Consider the following 17,704-nt stretch of genomic DNA (forward strand, 5'->3'; position numbering starts at 1 on the left):
CACCGGCGTAGGGCCGCGCCATGAAAGCCTTGCTCGCCCGTTTCAATATCGACCCTTACATCCTGCTGTTGCTGGGAACCGTGGCGCTCGCCTCCCTGCTGCCCGCGCGCGGCATCTGGGCAGATATCGTCGGCATCGCCTCCAAGATCGGCATCGTTTTGCTGTTCTTCCTGCACGGCGCGCGCCTTTCGCGCGAAGCCGTGGTGGCGGGCGCGCAGCACTGGCGGCTGCACCTCTGCGTCGCCGCGATGACCTATGGGCTGTTCCCCGTGCTAGGTGTGCTGTCGCAGTTCATTCCCGGTGTCGATCCCACGCTGGGGCGTGGGCTTTTGTTCCTCACCCTGCTGCCCTCCACCGTGCAATCCTCCATCGCCTTCACGGCAATCGCCCATGGCAATGTCGCAGCCGCCGTGTGCAGCGCCTCATTCTCGAACCTCGCCGGGATCGGCATCACCCCGCTGCTCACCGCCACGCTGATGCACAGCAGCGCGGATGGCGGCTTCTCGTCGGATGCGGTTCTCACCATCGTCGTGCAGCTGCTGCTGCCCTTCCTCGCGGGGCATCTGCTGCGCCCGTGGATCGGCGACTGGGTGGCCGCCCGCAAGGCGATGCTCACCTATGTGGATCGCGGCTCGATCCTGCTGGTGGTCTATTCGGCCTTCGGTGCGGCGGTGGTCGCCGGGCTGTGGGATCAGGTCACGCTGAAGGATTTCCTCATCGTGCTGGCCGTCGCCGCTGCGATGCTCGCCATCGTGCTGTGGGCCAGCCAGGCGCTCGGCCGCTGGATGGGCTTTGCCCGCGAAGACATCATCGTGCTGCAATTCTGCGGCTCGAAGAAAAGCCTCGCCTCGGGCGTTCCCATGGCGGGCGTGCTGTTCCCCGCCGCACAGGTGGGGGCCATCATCCTGCCCCTGATGCTGTTCCACCAGTTGCAGCTGATGGTCTGCGCCGTGCTCGCCCGCCGCTATGGCCGTCAGGCCGAGCTGGAGGCCGCAGCATGAGGATTCGCCTGCCACAAAATGAAACGGCATCGCCGAACAAGACGGTTCGCGCGCGCCGCTGCATCACAAACCGAACCTGAACGGAAGAAACCGCCCATGCCCGCCACCGCCCCCGCCGCCCCGCTCGAAGCCCTGCCCCCCGTCACAACCGAAGCCGCATGGCGCGGGGATCAGCTGACGAAATCGGCCGAGTGGGTCTATCTGTTGTCAGACGCGCAGGTGGCCGAGCTGGAAGCACTGGGCCAGCGCTTCCTCACCGAAAACCCCGATCTGCGCAGCGTGCAGGCCAGCGACTATCCGCTGGTCGCCTGCGCCGATGCGGTGGCGGAGTGGGGCAAGGATGTCGATTACGGCCGGGGCTTCGTGCTGGTGCGCGGCCTGCGCACGCACTTCTACTCAGACGCGCTTTCGGCTGCGATTTACTACATCCTTGGCCTGCACATGGGCGATCCCATCCGCCAGAACGAAATGGGCGACCTGATCGACCATATCTACGCCACCTCGGATAAGATGATGGACGATCCCACCGCTTACTCCTCCCGCGTGCGGGACAAGCTGGTTTACCACTCAGACAGCAGCGACATCGTCGCGCTGATGTGCCTGCGCCCGGCCAAGGAAGGCGGTGCCTCCTGCCTCGTCTCTGGCGCGGAAATCTACAACGAGATCCTGCGCCGCCGCCCCGATCTCGCCCCGTTGCTGCTGGAACCCTTCCACTGGGACTGGCGGCGGCAGGATCACAACGCCCCGGCAGACACCTACACCTCACCCATCGTCAGCCTCGTGGATGGCGTGTTCAGCATGTATGCGGGTTCGCTCTACATCCTCACCGCGCAGGAATATCCGGGCGTGCCGCAACTTACGCCGCAACAGATCGAGGTGCTCGAACTGTTCGACACCATCACCTACGAACCGGGCATGGCCATCGAGATGGATTTCCGCCCCGGCGACATCCAGTGGCTTTCGAACTATGCGGCCCTGCACGCCCGCACCACCTTCTATGATTTCCCCGAACCGCAACGCCGCCGCCATCTGCTGCGCCTGTGGCTCAGCCGCGACGCGGGCCGCCCCGTGGTCGAAAATTTCGGCAAGAACGGCGTCGTCCAGCACCGCGCCGCCCCGCGCGACGGTGCCGCCGAGCATCCGGAGGCGCATTTCGACGTCTATTCCGTCTCGGTGCCGCGCCTGATTTCCTGAGCCGCCGGATCGGGCACGCCTTCCCTGATCCGCGCTGAAAAGCCCGGATCGGGGGGTGGCCCAGCCGCACGCGGGCCAATCCGCCCCAGCGCCACCAGTTCCTCCAGCGGCACGTCGCGGCTCACAAACTCATGCTCGCGCAGGAAGGCCGGCAAGCGCCCCGGCAGCAGGATGCGCCAGTCCATCCGAATGCGCGGGTCCATCCGCCGCGCCATACCGAAGATCATCGTCGTGCAATTGGCGGTGATGGTGTTGTACCAGCGCGGCGTGGCGCTCACATCATTGGCCAGCTCCACATATTGCCCCAGCAGCCCGCGCACCGTTTCGGGCTGCATGTCCAGCCGGAACAGCCGCACATCCTCCCCGCGCACGGTGCTGCGCACCTTCACCACATCGCGCTCGTCGGCGGCGATGACGGCCAGTTCATAGCTTTTGAAAAATCCGGTGGTCGAGGAATAGCTTTCGCCCATTTCCTTGCGGATCTCGATGGAGAAGGCCAGCGGCACGCTGTCAGCGAAATCGAAGCTGACGATGGCATGCGCCACATTTTCCCCGGCCCAATAGGAAAGGAACAGGTCCGCACCGCGCAGCTGGTTGAGGTTATAGCGTCGCGTTTCCCAGCGCTGGTCGAAATCACTGGCGCTGCGCCAGTCGAAATTGCGGACATTCTCCACCGTCAGCACATCACCGTCGATTGCCGCGCGCGCCACATGCGCCACCTCGGGCTGCCAGTCCCGATCATTGGAGGGCAGGATCGTCCCCCACCAGCCCAGCAGCACCGCCCACAGCGGCACGATCAGCGCCCCGGCCAACAGCGCCCGCCGCCGCCACAGCAACACAATCGCCAGCAGCATCGCCGCCACGAACAGCCCCGCCACCGCCCCGCGCCCGGCCGCGCCCAGCGGCAGCCGATACCAGACCGCCCCGCCGCCCCACACAGCGGCGGGCAACAGCAACAGCGTCAGCAAAACGTTCAGGATCAACCGCATCGCGGGGCAGACCCTGCCCCAGCCCCCGCCCAAGCGCAATCAGCCGATGCCTGCGAACATCGCCGTCAGTTCGGCCACATCTTTCACATCGGCGAAATTCAGCCGCAGGTTCAGCAGCGCCGCATTATGCTCCGCGTCCGTCACCGTGGCGCAGGCATCGCTCGCCACGATCACCCGCCAGCCCGCCATGTTCGCGTCGCGCGCCGTCGATTCCACGCACACGTTGGTCAGCGTCCCCGCCAGCACCAGCATCTCCACCCCCAGCCGCTCCAGCGCCAGCGGCAAAGCCCGCGCCGGGCACATCAGCGCGCCATAACGATATTTGTCGAGCACGAGATCGTCCGCGCCCACCTCCATCGCCGGGTGCAGATCATGCGCCGCTGTCCCGGCGCGCAACGCTTCCACCGCGCGCGCCACATGGCTGTCGCTCAGATCATATTGCCACGTCGGCATCGCCAGCGGCGGCTCATCGCTCACCGTCTGCCGCGTCCAGATCACCGGGCAGTCCGCATTGCGAGCCGCCCGCGCCAGTTCGTTCACCGGCCCGATGATGTCGCGCGCATGGGCGTTGCCGAACACCTCGCCCTCGCCAAGGAACGCCAGTTGCATGTCGATCACCACCAGTGCGGTGCGCCCCGGCAGCAGCTGGTCGAACGCGTTCAGCCCGCGCCCGCGCTGAACGGCCCAGTCCGGCAGATCGATATGATGCGTCACGCCGCCTCGAACGCGGTGGAGAGAGACAGCGCCCGCCAGCGCTTCATTTCCAGCCCGATGAAGGCGAACTGATCCTCGGCATAATGCAGCGCATCCTCGCCCAGCAGCAGGTGCAGCGGCGGCTCCGGCGAATCCAGCGCCGCCAGAATCGCAGCCGCGCCGCGCACCGGGTCGCCCTTTTCCTTGCCGGCATTGCCCGTCAGCACCTGCTCGGCGACATGGGCGCTGCCGTCATAATCGGCGATCTTGCGCGCTGCCACGGCCAGCCCGCCAGCCGCGAAGCCGGTGCGGAAGCCGCCCGGGGCCACATTGGTCACGCCGATCCCCAGCGGGCGCACTTCCTGCGCCAGCGTCTGGCCGATGCACTCCAGCGCATATTTGCTCGCGCCGTAAATGCCGGTGCCCGCCCATGGCGCCAGCCCGGAAACGGAGGTGATGTTCACCACATGCCCGGCGCGCCGCGCGCGCATCCCCGGCAGCACCGCCTGAATCACCCGGATCGCGGCGAACACATTGATTTCGAACAGCGCCTGCACCTCGCTCAGGCTCACTTCCTCGATTGCGCCCACCATGCCGAACCCGGCGTTGTTCACGGCGAAATCGATCCCTCCCAGCCAGTTTTCCGCTTCTGCCACGGCGGCAGTCACGGCGTCGGCATCGCGCAGGTCCACCGCCAGCCCCTTGGCCAGCCCCGGCTTCAGCGCCTCGAAGGCGGCGATGTCCGCCGTCTTGCGCGTGGTGCCCACCACCTTGTCTCCGCGATCCAGCGCGGCTTGCGCCAGCGCCCGGCCCAGCCCGCTTCCGATCCCCGTGATGAACCAGCCCGCCATGAAAATCCCTCGCTCAAAATTGAAGCCCCGCTATGGCCCCGCCCTTGCCGATGATTCTTGATGCCCGCCACCGATAGTCTTGGCCGCCCACGCACCGCCGCCGAACCGGCTTGATCGCCCGCCCCCGCCATGGTTCTGAGGCCCCCAAACGAGGGAGTGCCGCCATGACCGTCCATGTCGTCGGATCGATCAATATCGACATCATCGCCCGCGTGGCGGCGCTGCCCAAGCCCGGCGAAACCGTGCTGGCGCTGGAGTCCACGCGGCTGGCAGGGGGCAAGGGGGCCAATCAGGCGGTGGCCGCCGCGCGCATGGGCGCGGCGTGCCGCATGGTGGGCGCAGTCGGCGCAGACGAGGGCGGCGGATGGATTCGCGAGATCATCGCCAGCTACGGCGTGGAAATTAGCGGCATTGCGCAAGTGCAAGCCGCCACCGGAGCCGCGCATATCGCCGTGGATTCGGCAGGCGAAAACCAGATCATCGTCCTGCCCGGCGCCAACGCCCATGTGGTGGCTGAACCGGTGGATGGCGGCATCCTGCTCGCGCAGCTGGAGGTGCCGGTGCAGATGCTGACCACCCTGTTCGCCGCCTCCCCCTCGGCGCGCCGAATCCTGAACGCCGCCCCGCCAACCCCGGCCGCGCTCGCGCTGCTGCCGCATGTCGACATCCTCATCGTCAACGAACATGAACTGGCCGCCCTCGCCCCCGGCCCGTCCGCGCCGGATCAGTTGCGCAGCCTGCTCACCCGCCCGGATCAGTTCGGCATCGTCACGCTGGGGGCAAAGGGCCTGCTCGCCGTCTGGCCGGATCGCGAGCTGTTCGTCCCCGCATGGCCGGTGAACGCGCAGGACACGATTGGCGCAGGCGACTGTTTCTGCGGCTCGCTCGCTGCCCTGCTGGATGCCGGCACCCCGGTTGAACAGGCGCTGCCGCTGGCCGCCGCCGCCGCCGCGCTGTGCACGCTGAAGCCCGGTGCCGCCCCCGCCATGCCTACGCGCGCAGAGGTGGATGCGTTCATTGCAAGCGCCCCAAGATAATATGCGCTAACAATCAAGAACGCCGCCGCGCCTCGCATCAGGCTGCCCGCTTCAAGGAGAGATTATGACCCAGCTTGAGCGCACCGCCTTCGATCTTCCGTCAGACCTCGGCGGCAAGGATCTGGGCATCTTCCTCCCCATCGCCAACGGCGGCTGGATTCTCTCCCGCAACAAGCCGGAGATCGACGGTTCCTACGCCTATTGCCGCGCCTCTGCACTGGCGGCCGAAGCGGCGGGCTTCGATTTCATCATGGCGATGGCGAAATTCCGAGGCTACGGCGGCGAAACCAAGCATTGGAACAGCAGCATCGACAGCGTCGTCGCCATGGCGGGCCTGTCCGAAGCCACGTCGCGCGTGAAGGTGTGGGCTACCATCCACACCCTGCTGCAGAACCCGGCGGTCGCCGCCAAGGCCATTGCCACGCTGGATCAGATTTCCAAGGGCCGGGCGGGCCTCAACGTCGTCAGCGGCTCCTACAAGGGCGAATTTTCGCAAATGGGGGCGTGGCCGGAAAATGTGAATCACGATCAGCGCTATGATCTGGCGGATGAATGGGTCCGCGCGGTGAAGGCGCTCTGGTCTGAGGATTCCGTCACCATGAACGGCACCTATGTCACCATGGAGGATTGCGAATCCTGGCCCAAGCCGGAAAAGCGCCCCTTCCTCGTCTGCGCGGGAAGCTCGGAAAAGGGCATGCGGATGACGGCGGAGCAGATGGACGCCATCTTCCTGTCGGGCGGCACGGCGGCGGAATTGTCCAAGGCCAGCGGCCGCGCCAAGGCGATCTCGGCGGAATATGGCCGCAACATCCGCACCTATTCCATGCTCACCATCGTGTTCGGTGAAACCGACGAGGAGGCGCAGGCCACCGCGAAACATTTCGCAGACGGGCTGGACGAAGAGGCGCTGAAGGGCATGATGCGCGCCTATGGCTTCCTCGATGCGGAAATCGGCAAGGAAAATGATTTCGTGAAGAAAAGCCGTTCGTCCTTCATGTCCGCGCATATCGTCGGCTCGCCCGACAGCGTCGCGCGGCAGGTGGGCGACCTGCTGGAAGGCTCCAACACGGATGGGCTGATGCTGATCTTCCCGGATTATCCGCGCGATATCCCGATCTTCGGCCAGCATGTGCTGCCGAAACTGCGCCAGCGTTTCCCCACCACGCCCGCCAGCGCGGCGGCCTGAAATGGCCTCCCTCCCCCACCTCAAATCCCCCGATTTCCCGGACATGATCGCCGCCAGCCACACGGCGCTGGTGGTGATCGACATCCAGACGGATTTCGCTGCCCCCGAAGGGCTGCTGGGCCGGGTGGGAGTGGACCTGTCCGAAGCGCATGCCGCCATCGACCAATGCGAGAAACTGGTGGCCGCCGCCCGCAAGGCGGGGGCCACGGTGGCGCTGCTGCGCGTCGTCACCACGCCGGAAACGGACTCGCGCGCGCTGCGCACCCTCTACGCCCGGCGCGGCCGCCCCGGCGAACAGGCGATCTGCCGCAGCGATGACGGCGGCGCGGATTATTACCGCATCTTCCCCGAACCGGGCGACATCGAGATTTCCAAACTGCTCTACAGCGGCTTTCGCGGCACCGATTTTGAAGCGCAGTTGCGCGCGCGCGGCATCGACACGCTCGTCATCTGCGGGCTGAGCACCGATTGCTGCGTCGATTCCACCTCGCGCGATGCGTTCCACCTCGATTTCGACGTGTTCGTCGTCTCCGATGCCTGCGCCGCTTACGAGCCGGGCCTGCACGACAGCAGCCTCGACGCCATGGAGAAGAATTGCGTGCTGCTCGTCACCACCGCAGACGTCGAAGCCGCATGGTCATGAGCGAATTCGCTAACCCGGCCCACGCCCCCCACGCCATTTCAGAGGCGGACCGGAACGCCATCGCTGCGGCCATCGACACAGACGAGCTGGTGAACCTCGCCCTCACGCTGGGCAACATCCCCAGCCGCTCGCAGCAAGAGGCGCAGGCGGCAGATTATGTGTTCAACTGGATGCAGGCCGAAGGCTTCAGCCCGCGCAAGGTCGGCGCAACACCGGAACGCCCCAATGTGATCGGCGAATATGGCGGTGGGGCAAAAGGCGCAAACCTGCTGTTCACTGCCCATCTCGATACCGAAAGCCCCTCCGGCCTGCCGCACCAGAACGCCTTCCGCTACAAGCCGGAAACGCTGGCAGACCCGGAATGGACGCAATGCTGGCTGGAGGATGGCGCGCTGCGCGGCTACCCCATCAGCAATGATCGCGGGCCGATGTCCTGCTTCCTGATCGCCGCCAAGGCCCTGAAAAAGGCCGGAATCGGCTTGGCCGGCAAATGCTGGCTGACGGCCTGCCCCGGCGAAATCGGCCCCGAACCGATTGAGGAATTTTCCGGTATCGGCTGGAACGGCAAGGATATCGGCGCGCATTATCTGTTCCACCATGGCGGCGTCGCGCCCGATTACGCCATCGCCGCCGAAGGCACGGATTTCGGCCTGAACTCCGTGGGTTGCGGCTATGCGCTGTTCCGCGTGCGCCTTTATGGCAAGGGCGTCTTCACCCCCATCCTCAATGCCCCCGCCGATCCCCACCAACATCCCAACCCCATCTATCGCCTTGGCCCGGTAATCGCCGCGCTGCACGCATGGGGCCAGTCATTCGAACGGAGCAGCATCCTCGAAACCCCCGGCGGCACCGCTGTCCCCAAGGTGCAGATCGCCAGCGTGCGCGGCGGCATCCCCTTCGATTTCGGCGCGGGCACCGAAGTCTGCGCGCTTTACGTCGATGTCACGCTGAACCCGCGCCAGACGGCGGCGGAAGCCTATCATGGCATTATGGAGGCGATGCGCAGCGTCGATGTGGAGGGCTTCGATGTGGAAGCCGTCGTCGTCCGCCACGGCTTTGAGGCTGATGCTGCAAAGGTCGCCCCGCTCAACGGCGCGGTGGACGCCGCCACACGCCTCGTGCGCGGTGCCCCACTGGAGGTGTCGCACCCCGTCTACAGCAGCATGTGGCGCGACCATAATGTATTCAACATGCACCGGGTTCCGGCCGTCACCACCGGCATGCCGCGCTGGCGGCCCACGCCTGCCGCCATGCGGGACAGCGCGCTGATCTATGCGCTCACCATGCTGGCCGTCTGCGGACGCGGCCCCGCGCCGGGCGGCCCGACCAGCAGCAGCGTCTATGGAACGGAAACGCCTTTCTGAGTTCCCGGGGTTGATCCCTGTTGCGCCGCAGCATAACTTAACAACATTGCAAAACTGGTTGCGGGTTTGGTCGGCCCCAGCTTCCAAGGTGATTCTTCGTGCGCTTCACTACCAACGCATACCCCAAGGAACAGCGCCGGGAGGCCTGGCGGTTCGCGCTCAAGCGCGTATCCCTGCTGCTGGATGAAGCGGATGAAAGCCTCCTCTACGGCGAACTGATCCAGTTCCGCAGCCGCGCGGGCTTCAGCTTCGTCCGCGTCACCGGCACCGCGCAAAGCTGGTCCATCGATCTGCGCGAACAGCCCGGCTCTTATTGGCTGGCCATCGTGCTGGATGGCGGCGCGACGCTGGTGGACGGCGAAGATCGCATCCCGCTGGCCGATGGCGAAATGGTCTGCGGCCGCAGCGAAAGCGGTGCGCACCTCAGCTTCAGCGGAGACAATCGCACCCTCCTCATCCATGTGCCGCAGGGGTTGAGCAACCTGCGGCTGAAAACCCCCATTTCCGATACGCCGCGCAAGATCAGCGCCATCGTCGGCGCGGGGCGCATCTTCTCCGGCATGCTCCGCGCACTGGCAGACACCATCGGCGAAATTTCCGAGGAAGACGCCCGCCCCATCGAGCTGGCCTTCCCCGAATTCCTGATCACCAGCCTGATGGACAACGCGCCCGCCAAAACGCTGGGCGGCGCGGCGGGCATGCGCGCGGCCCTGCTGGAGCGCATCTACCAGACGATCGAAATCCGCCTGTCAGACCCGGATCTGAACTATCAGCAGGTCGCGGCCGAACATGGCATCTCGCCGCGCTATCTGCAGAAACTGTTCGAATCCACCGACGACAGCTTCGGCCATTATGTGAAGCTCAGGCGTCTGGAACGCTGCCGCCTCGATCTGCGCAGCCCGCTGCACGCGCAGAAATCCATTTCCGAAATCCTGTTCGAATGGGGCTTCAACGATAGCGCCACCTTCAGCCGGGCCTTCCGCGAACAATATGGCATTTCGCCGCGCGAATATCGCAAGGGCGCGCCCACGCTGGCGGATGAGGAAGCACAACAGATGCGGCGCGGCCGCCCGGCCCGCGCAGACCGCACCGCCGCGGATGAACCACCGGAGCCGGACGAGGACGCCCCGTCAGAAACCCCGGAAGCCGAAAGCCCGCTGCGCCACCCCGTGCGCCACCACCATCTGCCGGTCAGCCCGGACACCGTGCACTGGGGCTATCTCAGCCGCAACCTGAAGCCGGTTCTGAAGGTGCAGTCGGGCGATTTCGTCACCATCGAAACCCTCACCCACCACGCCAATGACGACCCCGAACGCATGGTGGAAGGCGATCCCGGCGCGGAATCCGTGTTCCACTGGGATGCCGACTACAAGGCCATCGACAGGCGCGGCGCAGGCCCGATGGATGCGTCGGCCTTCGGGCGCGGCCCCGGCGAGGGCTTCGGCGTGCACATCTGCACCGGCCCCATCGCCGTGGAGGGCGCACAGCCCGGCGACCTGATCGAAGTCCGAATCCTTGATATCAACGCCCGCCCCTCGGGCAGCGAACGCTTCGCCGGGAAAAGCTTCGGCAGCAACGCCGCCACCTATTGGGGCTTCCACTTTCAGGATCTGCTGACGGAGCCGCGCCAGCGCGAAGTCATCACCATCTACGAAGTGGAAACCGGCGGCGGCCGCCCGCCCGTCGCCCACGCCGTCTACAATTTCCGCTGGACCGAACAGGTGGACCCGTCCGGCATCCGCCACGCCCGCTATGATTACCCCGGCGTCCCCGTCGATCCCGCCACCATCGAGCGCAATTACGACGTGCTGCGCAACGTCGAAATCCCGATCCGCCCGCATTTCGGCGTGATCGCGCTGGCCCCCGCCCACAATGGCTTTGTCGATTCCGTGCCGCCCAGCAACTTCGGCGGCAATCTGGACAATTGGCGCACCGGCCCCGGCTCGCGCATCTTCCTGCCGGTGCAGGTGCCCGGCGGCCTGCTCTCATTGGGCGATCCGCACGCCTCGCAGGGCGATTCCGAACTGTGCGGCACCGCCATCGAATGTTCGATGACGGCGCTGATTCAGGTGATCCACCACCGCGCCGCCAACGTGACGGATTATTTCCGCGATCTGGATTATCCGCTGATCGAAACCGATGCCGAATGGGTCATCATGGGCTTCAGCCACCCGGATTATCTGAAGGAACTGGGCGAAGACGCGCAAAGCGAAGTCTACAAACAATCCTCCATCGACAGCGCCATGCGAGACGCCTTCCGCAAGGCCCGCCGCTTCCTGATGACAGCCAAGCGATTGAGCGAGGACGAGGCCATCTCCCTCCTCTCGGTCGGCGTCGATTTCGGCGTCTCGCAAGTGGTGAACGGCAATTTCGGCGTGCACGCCATCATCCGCAAATCGCTGTTCACCGGCTGAAACGCCTTAACGCGGGGCCTTGGCAGGGTCTGCGGCCACCGCAAGCGCAGCCGCATTCACCGCCGCGCGCAAGGCGAAGCTGCGGTCTGCAAAGGGGCCGGGCGTCAGCACATTGGTCATCACCACGGCCACCGTTCCGGATTCGGGCTGCACGAGGAAATAGCTGTTGGCAGACCCGCTCCAACTGCCGGCCCCCACAGGCAGACCTCCCGCCGCCTGCGTGCGCGCGTCCCCGATCGCCAGCCCATAGCCGAACATCGCTGCTTCGCGCGGGTCTCCGCCGGTGTGGATGCGCGGCGTGAACATCTCAGCCACAAGCCCCGCGTCCAGCAGGCGTTTGCCCCGCCAGATGCCGCCATCCGCCAGCATCTGCGCGAAGTGCAGATAATCCTCCATCGTGCCCGCCAGCGCCCCGCCGCCATCGATCAGCCGCGCCGGGTCGCGATACTCAGACGTCAGGCCCTGCTCCAGCGGGCGCAGCCCGCCAGCCGTCGCCACATAATTCGTCACCAGCCGCGCCGCCTGCGCCTCGTTCAGAACGAAGCGCGTGTCCGGCATCTCCAGCGGATCGAAGATGCGCCGCTTCAGAAACAGCGGCAGCGGCTCGCCCGCGACACGGGCGACCAGCGCCCCCAGCACCGTGGTGGAAAAGCCATAGCTGAAACGTTCGCCCGGATCGTGCAGCAGCGGCGCATCGCCAAGCCGCGCCACCAGTTCATCCAGAGTGGCGGCAGGCGGCACGCCCGCCGGGCCGCTCGCCACCGCTGTCACGCGCGCCACGCCATGGTCGCGGTAATAATGCTGCACCGGGCCATCGCCCATGAACACATAGGTGAACCCCGCCGTGTGCATCAGCAGGTCTCGAACCGTCACATCGCGCGCGGGCGGGCGTGTCGTCATCGCCGCCCCGTCGCCCTCCTGATAAACCTTGAGATGCGCCATTTCCGGCAGATAGCGGCTGATCGGCGCATCCAGCGCGATCCGCCCCTCCTCCACCAGCATCAGCGCCGCTATGCTGGTGACAGGCTTGCTCATCGAATAGAGCCGATAGATCGCATCGGCCGCCAGCGGCCGCGCCGCCTCCACATCCGCCTTGCCCAGCAGGATTTCGATGTCCCTCGCCCCGCCGCGCATCACCACGGCATGCGCCCCCGGCAGTTCGCCACGGGCGATCATGCCAGACAGCGCGTCCTGCAGATCCACCCCCGCCTCGTGCACGGCCGGGCTTGCGGCCAACACCGCCGACAGCGGCAGCGGCACCGAGGCAGCCAGCAACAGCAGGCCGCCACGGATCGCCGCGCGGATCAGAACGGCCGGTCCCCCGCCACCGTCACGCGGAAGCCGGAGCGGACATCGGGGAAATAATCCCACACGGCGAAATGCTGGGTGCAGCGATTGTCCCAGAAGGCCACCGAATTCGGCTGCCAGCGGAAGCGCACCTGAAAATTCGGGTCTTTCACATGATCGAACAGGAAGCGCAGCACCGCGTCGCTTTCCTTCTTCGAAAGCTCGTTGATCCTGACCGTTTTCGATTGGCTCACGAACAGGCATTTGCGCTTCGTCACCGGGTGGGTGCGGATCACCGGATGGGTGTTGCGCGGGTAGGTTTTCTGCACATCCGGGAACAGCTCGCGATAGATGTGGTTGCTGTCATGCACGGCGGTCAGCGGGTCCAGAAACGCCTTCATCGCCGGGCTGAGCGCGTCATAGGCGGCATACATGCTGGAAAACAGCGTATCGCCCCCGGCATCCGGCAGGGTGTGCATATACAGGATGCTGCCCATCGGCGGCTCCGGGTCTTCGCTCAGGTCCGAATGCCAGTCCTCGCCGGCGACATAGGTGCTTTTTTCATCCGCATGGATCGCCACAATCTCCGGATGATCGGGCAGCCCGGCCACGGCGGAGTGCATCGCCAGTTCGCCAAAGCTGCGCCCCAGCGCCTTGTGGCTCTCATGCGTCAGCTGCTGATCGCGGAAGAACAGCACCTGATGCTGCATCAGCGCGTCATGCAATTCGCTGAAGGCCTGATTGCCCAACGGCTGCGACAGATCGATGCCGAATACCTCGGCACCGATCCGCTTCGTCATCGGCCGCACCTGAATCAGTTCATAACCCATGGCCGAAATCCTTACTTCGGGTCTTTCACCGTGCCCTTATGCGGGAAGATCCGCCGTTCGATGCGGCAATGGATGCCCTGCGTGCCGTCCACCACCTGCGTCACGCCGAAATCGGCCGCCACGCTCATCAGCGAATAGCCGTCCTGCTTCGACAGGCCCTGATGTTCCTCCAACAGGTGCAGCATGTCCATGGAGGCATTTTTCATCGCCTCGTCCAGATCGCCACCGAAGCCGTGCACGATCCAGCAATCCGGCGTTTCCAAGAGCGGCGAGGGGAATTTGAAATCCTTGCGCAGGATGATCTGGAACAGCACGTCCAGCGAAGCCTCGATCGCCGTGCCGCTGATCTCGCCGTCGCCCTGGCTCACATGCGGATCGCCGATGGAGAACAGCCCGCCCTTCACCTGCACCGGATAATACATGCGCGAGCCCGCGCCGATGCGCCAGTTGTCGATATTGCCGCCGTGCAGGCCGGGCGGAATGGTGGAAACGGGTTCGTTCACCGCCGGGGCCACGCCCGCCGTGCCAAGGTGCGGGCGGGCGGGCACGGTGATGCCCTTCAGCGCGGGCGAACGGTCGCACTCGGGGCAGTGGGTGATCCGCCCCGGCACCACATATTTCTCTTCCACATCATAGGCATAAAGCGCACTCGCGGTATTCGCCAGCGGGTCCAGCTTGTAGATGGTCACCCGCTCCGTCTCACCGAACTCCTTGTACAGATGCCCCCAGTTGGCCTGCAGGTTCGATCCATAGTTGAAGCGCGGCACCATCTCGAAATAGCGCACTTCCAACATGTCGCCCGGCTCCGCGCCTTCCACATAGATCGGCCCGGTCATGATATGGCAGCCCGGCGCGCGGGTGGCGGGATCGACTTCGGTGAAGATGCGGCGGATATCGTCGTCGAACATCAGGTCCGGGTCGTCGCCCGCATGGTGCGTCACTGCCTGCGCCTGAATCAGGTCGCCACTTTTCACCCGCAGCGCCGGTTTGATCTCGGGCGAGAAATAGCCCCAGTGAATGGTCTCGGGCGTGGCCCGCAGATGGTGCAGCGCCGACGGCTTCACCGTCTGCGGGTCGTCGGTCGGGCGCAAGCTGATGAGGGCCATCTGGTTTCCTTTGTCAGGCTGGAATGGAAGGCGCCGGTGACGGCGATGCACCGATCAGGATGCTCGTCATGCTCAGCGATTTGTGGTGGATGAAATTCGGTTCGAATTCAGCGAGTTCGTCTGGATACCGCGCGCCCAGCACATACAGCAGCGGCCAGAAATGATCCGGCGTCGGCACAGACAGCCGGGCCGCATCGCCCAGCGCCTGAAAGTCGATCACCGTCTCCGGCTTGTCGGCGGCTACAGCGCTCAACATCGTCTCGTTGAACTGCGCCGCCCAAGGATAGGCGGGCGCATTCGGGTTCGCCCAGTCCATCGCGGGCAGATTGTGCACGATGTTGCCGGTGCCGATGATCAGCACGCCCTCATCGCGCAACGGACGTAGCAGGCGGCCGATCTCCCAATGCTGGCGCGGCGATTTCGCCACGTCCATGCCCAGTTGCACCACCGGCACATCGGCCTGCGGAAAGGCATGCACCAGCACAGACCATGTCCCATGGTCCAGCCCCCAGCCCTGATCCATCTGCACCGGCATCGGCGCCAGCAGTTCGCGCACTCGCGCGGCCAGCCCCGGATCACCGGCGGCGGGATATTGCACATCGAACAGCGCCTTCGGAAACGCGCCGAAATCATGAATGGTGCGCGGCTGCGGCATCGCCGTCACCGCCGTCCCACGCGTCAGCCAGTGTGCGGAAATGCACAGGATGGCGCGCGGCTTGCCGATCCGCGCGGCGATCCCGGCCCAGCTCCGCGTCACCGCGCTCTGTTCCAGCGCGACCATCGGGCTGCCATGGCCAAAGAAGATGATGGGAAGGCGGCTCATGCTGCAAAGGCTATGGGCAGGTCCAAACATGGTCTTGGCAGCCCGCGCACAAGAGTTTGCTCCCGTGCGGCGAACTGCCACCAATCCTATTCGCGCGTATAATCGGCCGGAATCTGCGGATTCTCCCCGGCCTTGCCCCACAGCAGGATTTCATTGCCCCACGGGTCGGCAAAGGCATGGTTATAGCCGTTGAATTCCTTCCAATAATGGTTGCGCCACAGGATCGTCGCGCCCAGTTCCTCAGCCGTGGAAAGAATGCGATCCGCGCTGTCATCGTCGCTGATCAGCACCCACACCCGCGCCTTGCGCCCGCCCGTGGAAATCCCGCGAGGCTCCACCCCCGCCGGATCTGGATGCGGTCGCGCATTGGCCGCATCGAAAATGCCCAGATGCAAATTGCCGATCTGGCTGTCGCTGCCATCCTTGTGCTTGAAAAAGCCCCCCGGCACCATGCGATGGTAAATGCCCTGCGGCCGGGCATCATTCTCCCACCCGAACACCTTCGCGTAAAACTCCCCGGCAGCAGCGGGATCGTCAGACGCCAGGTCCACGAAGATCAGCGTGTTGGTCATGGAGGCTCCCTGCAAAATTTGAGGCCCCAGCCAATGCCCGCCCACCCCCACCCGCGCGTGGCACCCTGCGCCCGAAAGCTTGACCACTGGCGTTGTCGCGCGGGCGGTGCGGTTGTGTGCCTCCGGCGGGCAGGGCTCTGCCCTGCACCCGGCAGGGAAATGATTTCCCTGCACCCTCGAAATTGGCGGAGCGGCCCAACTCCAACGCCATAGGAGTGATCAGATTCGATTGCCTGCGGCGCACCGCAGCTCTCTCCCCCTGCAAGGGGGAGAGCTGGAGAGGGGGTGTCACCGCCGGGCCTGACCCACCCACATCCCCACAAAAACGAAGCCCCGGATCAAGTCCGGGGCAACGCGCAACCACATGAAATCAAACGGCCCAACTCACTCAGCCGCCAACGCAGCCTCACCCTCCGGCACCACCGCCCCCACAACCTCAGGCGCGCGCAGGAACAGCGCAGACACAATCGTCGCCAGCCCCAGCATCCCGGCGAAGGCCAGGAACACGATGTTGTAATGGCCGGTCACATCGGCCACCCGCCCGGCGATCACCGGCCCCAGCACGGCGACCGTCGTCATCATCGTCGCCATCGCCGTCATGTCGCCCGCAATCGCCGCGCCATAATAGCGCACCAGCAGGATGTGCGCAGACAGCCACGTCACCCCCCAGCCGATCCCGAACAACAGCGCAGAGGCGTAAACCATCAGCACAGACCCGCCAGACCACATGCCCAGCATCGCCACCGATTGCAGCGCAAGCCCGCCCACCAGCAGCCGCACCGGCGGATATTTCTCACACAGGGCACCCGTCACGCCCTTCGAAAGCGTCCCCGCCGCCGCCAGCAGGCTCATCGCCACGGCCCCGGCCGAAGCGCCCAGCCCCATGCTCGCCACATGCGAGACCAGCATGGCGTGGCAGGTCGTCACCACCGTCTGCACAACGGCCATGGCCAGCGCCAGCACGGCGAAGGCCGGCGTCATCATCGCCCGCTTCACCGTCCATGCAGACGCGGCGACCGGGCCTTCATCCTTCGCCCCGGCGTGGCGCACCTGCTCGGCGCTTTCCACCTTCACCGCATCGCGGATCGCCACAAAACAGATCACCGCCAGCGCCACCGAGCATCCCGCCATCACCATCCAGTGCGTGCGCCAGCTGCCCGTCAGCCCCACGATGCTGCCCACGATCAGCGGCCCGGCGATCCCGCCCGCCGCGCCAGACATGAAGTAGAAACCGATCATCCGCGAGGATTTCTCGGGGAACCATGTCGCCAGCAGGTAAACCGCAGGTGCAGGCGCAATGAGGGAGAAACCGATCCCCATCAGCGTCGTCGCCAGGAAGAACATGTAGAGGCTGTCGATAGTCCCGGCCAGCGCGAATCCGGCAGCCAGCACCAGCGCGCCGATCGTCATCGTCAACCGCGTGCCCACCGCCTTCATCAGTTGCGGCGGCAGCGGGCTGGACAGCCCGCAGGCCAGCCCCAACAGCGCGAAGCTCATCCCCGCCGCCGTCTGCGACCAGTGCAGCTCCGCCACCATGGTGTACAGAACATAGCCCAGCGACGTGAAGGTCGTGGCCGTCACGAAGAAGAAGCCAAGCGAGGCTGCGATCATCACGGCGAGACTGCGGGGCATGGCGACTCCATTTATCATGCCGGCAGGCGCGAAATACAATGCCGGCGCGAGCATGCCACAGTCGCACCGGCCCCCCGCCCCG

Annotated in this window: 16 protein-coding genes; 7 read left to right on the forward strand and 9 right to left on the reverse strand. The window is 65.5% G+C overall.

From position 1 onward, the window contains the following. The first annotated feature begins 20 nt into the window (after positions 1 to 20). Positions 21 to 1,001: a bile acid:sodium symporter family protein gene (locus tag FJQ54_RS06610; RefSeq protein ID WP_140927623.1), complete on the forward strand. Its 981-nt coding sequence runs from the start codon at positions 21 to 23 to the stop codon at positions 999 to 1,001. A gap of 96 nt (positions 1,002 to 1,097) precedes the next feature. Continuing rightward, positions 1,098 to 2,195, forward strand: a complete 1,098-nt coding sequence (locus tag FJQ54_RS06615) for a TauD/TfdA family dioxygenase (RefSeq protein ID WP_140927624.1) — start codon at positions 1,098 to 1,100, stop codon at positions 2,193 to 2,195. On the opposite strand, the gene FJQ54_RS06620 is transcribed toward FJQ54_RS06615, so the two are convergent. Genes FJQ54_RS06620 through FJQ54_RS06630 form a run of 3 tightly spaced genes read right to left on the reverse strand, consistent with a single transcriptional unit; the run spans position 2,162 to position 4,728 of the window. Next, complete coding sequence (locus FJQ54_RS06620; RefSeq protein WP_140927625.1) at positions 2,162 to 3,184, reverse strand: Lnb N-terminal periplasmic domain-containing protein; 1,023 nt, start codon at positions 3,182 to 3,184, stop codon at positions 2,162 to 2,164. The genes FJQ54_RS06615 and FJQ54_RS06620 overlap by 34 nt on opposite strands. A 39-nt stretch (positions 3,185 to 3,223) precedes the next feature. After that, entirely contained in the window at positions 3,224 to 3,898 is a 675-nt protein-coding gene (locus tag FJQ54_RS06625; protein ID WP_140927626.1) for a cysteine hydrolase family protein, read from the reverse strand. Next, positions 3,895 to 4,728 carry an oxidoreductase gene (locus tag FJQ54_RS06630; protein ID WP_140927627.1) on the reverse strand — a complete coding sequence of 278 codons (834 nt, stop codon included), beginning with the start codon at positions 4,726 to 4,728 and terminating at the stop codon, positions 3,895 to 3,897. Before FJQ54_RS06630 ends, FJQ54_RS06625 begins: the two co-directional genes overlap by 4 nt. 164 nt (positions 4,729 to 4,892) lie before the next feature. Here FJQ54_RS06630 and FJQ54_RS06635 point away from each other — a divergent pair, with 164 nt between their 5' ends. The 5 genes from FJQ54_RS06635 to FJQ54_RS06655 all read left to right on the forward strand — a co-directional run bounded on the left by FJQ54_RS06635 (position 4,893) and on the right by FJQ54_RS06655 (position 11,372). Further along, positions 4,893 to 5,765 (forward strand): PfkB family carbohydrate kinase, encoded by an 873-nt coding sequence (locus FJQ54_RS06635; protein WP_140927628.1) that lies wholly within the window; start codon positions 4,893 to 4,895, stop codon positions 5,763 to 5,765. Between the two features lie 64 nt (positions 5,766 to 5,829). Beyond that, entirely contained in the window at positions 5,830 to 6,951 is a 1,122-nt protein-coding gene (locus tag FJQ54_RS06640; protein ID WP_140927629.1) for an LLM class flavin-dependent oxidoreductase, read from the forward strand. A 1-nt stretch (position 6,952) separates the two neighbouring features. Then, positions 6,953 to 7,594 carry a cysteine hydrolase family protein gene (locus FJQ54_RS06645; RefSeq protein WP_140927630.1) on the forward strand — a complete coding sequence of 214 codons (642 nt, stop codon included), beginning with the start codon at positions 6,953 to 6,955 and terminating at the stop codon, positions 7,592 to 7,594. Beyond that, positions 7,591 to 8,958 (forward strand): zinc-binding metallopeptidase family protein, encoded by a 1,368-nt coding sequence (locus FJQ54_RS06650; RefSeq protein WP_140927631.1) that lies wholly within the window; start codon positions 7,591 to 7,593, stop codon positions 8,956 to 8,958. Before FJQ54_RS06645 ends, FJQ54_RS06650 begins: the two co-directional genes overlap by 4 nt. Before the next feature lie 98 nt (positions 8,959 to 9,056). Beyond that, positions 9,057 to 11,372 carry an acetamidase/formamidase family protein gene (locus tag FJQ54_RS06655; protein ID WP_140927632.1) on the forward strand — a complete coding sequence of 772 codons (2,316 nt, stop codon included), beginning with the start codon at positions 9,057 to 9,059 and terminating at the stop codon, positions 11,370 to 11,372. A 6-nt stretch (positions 11,373 to 11,378) separates the two neighbouring features. Here the strand turns inward: FJQ54_RS06655 and FJQ54_RS06660 are convergent, their stop codons facing one another. The 6 genes from FJQ54_RS06660 to FJQ54_RS06685 form a co-directional block, all read right to left on the reverse strand. Further along, a complete protein-coding gene (locus FJQ54_RS06660; RefSeq protein WP_140927633.1) occupies positions 11,379 to 12,647 on the reverse strand; it encodes a serine hydrolase domain-containing protein in 1,269 nt (422 codons plus the stop codon). A gap of 29 nt (positions 12,648 to 12,676) precedes the next feature. Further along, a complete protein-coding gene (locus FJQ54_RS06665; protein WP_140927634.1) occupies positions 12,677 to 13,489 on the reverse strand; it encodes a TauD/TfdA dioxygenase family protein in 813 nt (270 codons plus the stop codon). An 11-nt stretch (positions 13,490 to 13,500) separates the two neighbouring features. Further along, the gene (locus tag FJQ54_RS06670) at positions 13,501 to 14,595 is read right to left on the reverse strand and encodes an acetamidase/formamidase family protein (protein WP_140927635.1); all 1,095 of its coding nucleotides are present in this window, start codon (positions 14,593 to 14,595) and stop codon (positions 13,501 to 13,503) included. A 13-nt stretch (positions 14,596 to 14,608) separates the two neighbouring features. Continuing rightward, positions 14,609 to 15,418 carry a 4,5-DOPA-extradiol-dioxygenase gene (gene ygiD / locus FJQ54_RS06675; RefSeq protein WP_140927636.1) on the reverse strand — a complete coding sequence of 270 codons (810 nt, stop codon included), beginning with the start codon at positions 15,416 to 15,418 and terminating at the stop codon, positions 14,609 to 14,611. A gap of 86 nt (positions 15,419 to 15,504) precedes the next feature. Further along, positions 15,505 to 15,990 carry a VOC family protein gene (locus FJQ54_RS06680; RefSeq protein WP_140927637.1) on the reverse strand — a complete coding sequence of 162 codons (486 nt, stop codon included), beginning with the start codon at positions 15,988 to 15,990 and terminating at the stop codon, positions 15,505 to 15,507. Between the two features lie 384 nt (positions 15,991 to 16,374). Further along, a complete protein-coding gene (locus FJQ54_RS06685; RefSeq protein ID WP_235890344.1) occupies positions 16,375 to 17,622 on the reverse strand; it encodes an MFS transporter in 1,248 nt (415 codons plus the stop codon). Positions 17,623 to 17,704: the final 82 nt, after the last annotated feature.

Origin of the sequence: Sandaracinobacter neustonicus, assembly GCF_006385875.1 — a bacterium.
GTDB lineage: Bacteria > Pseudomonadota > Alphaproteobacteria > Sphingomonadales > Sphingomonadaceae > Sandaracinobacteroides > Sandaracinobacteroides neustonicus.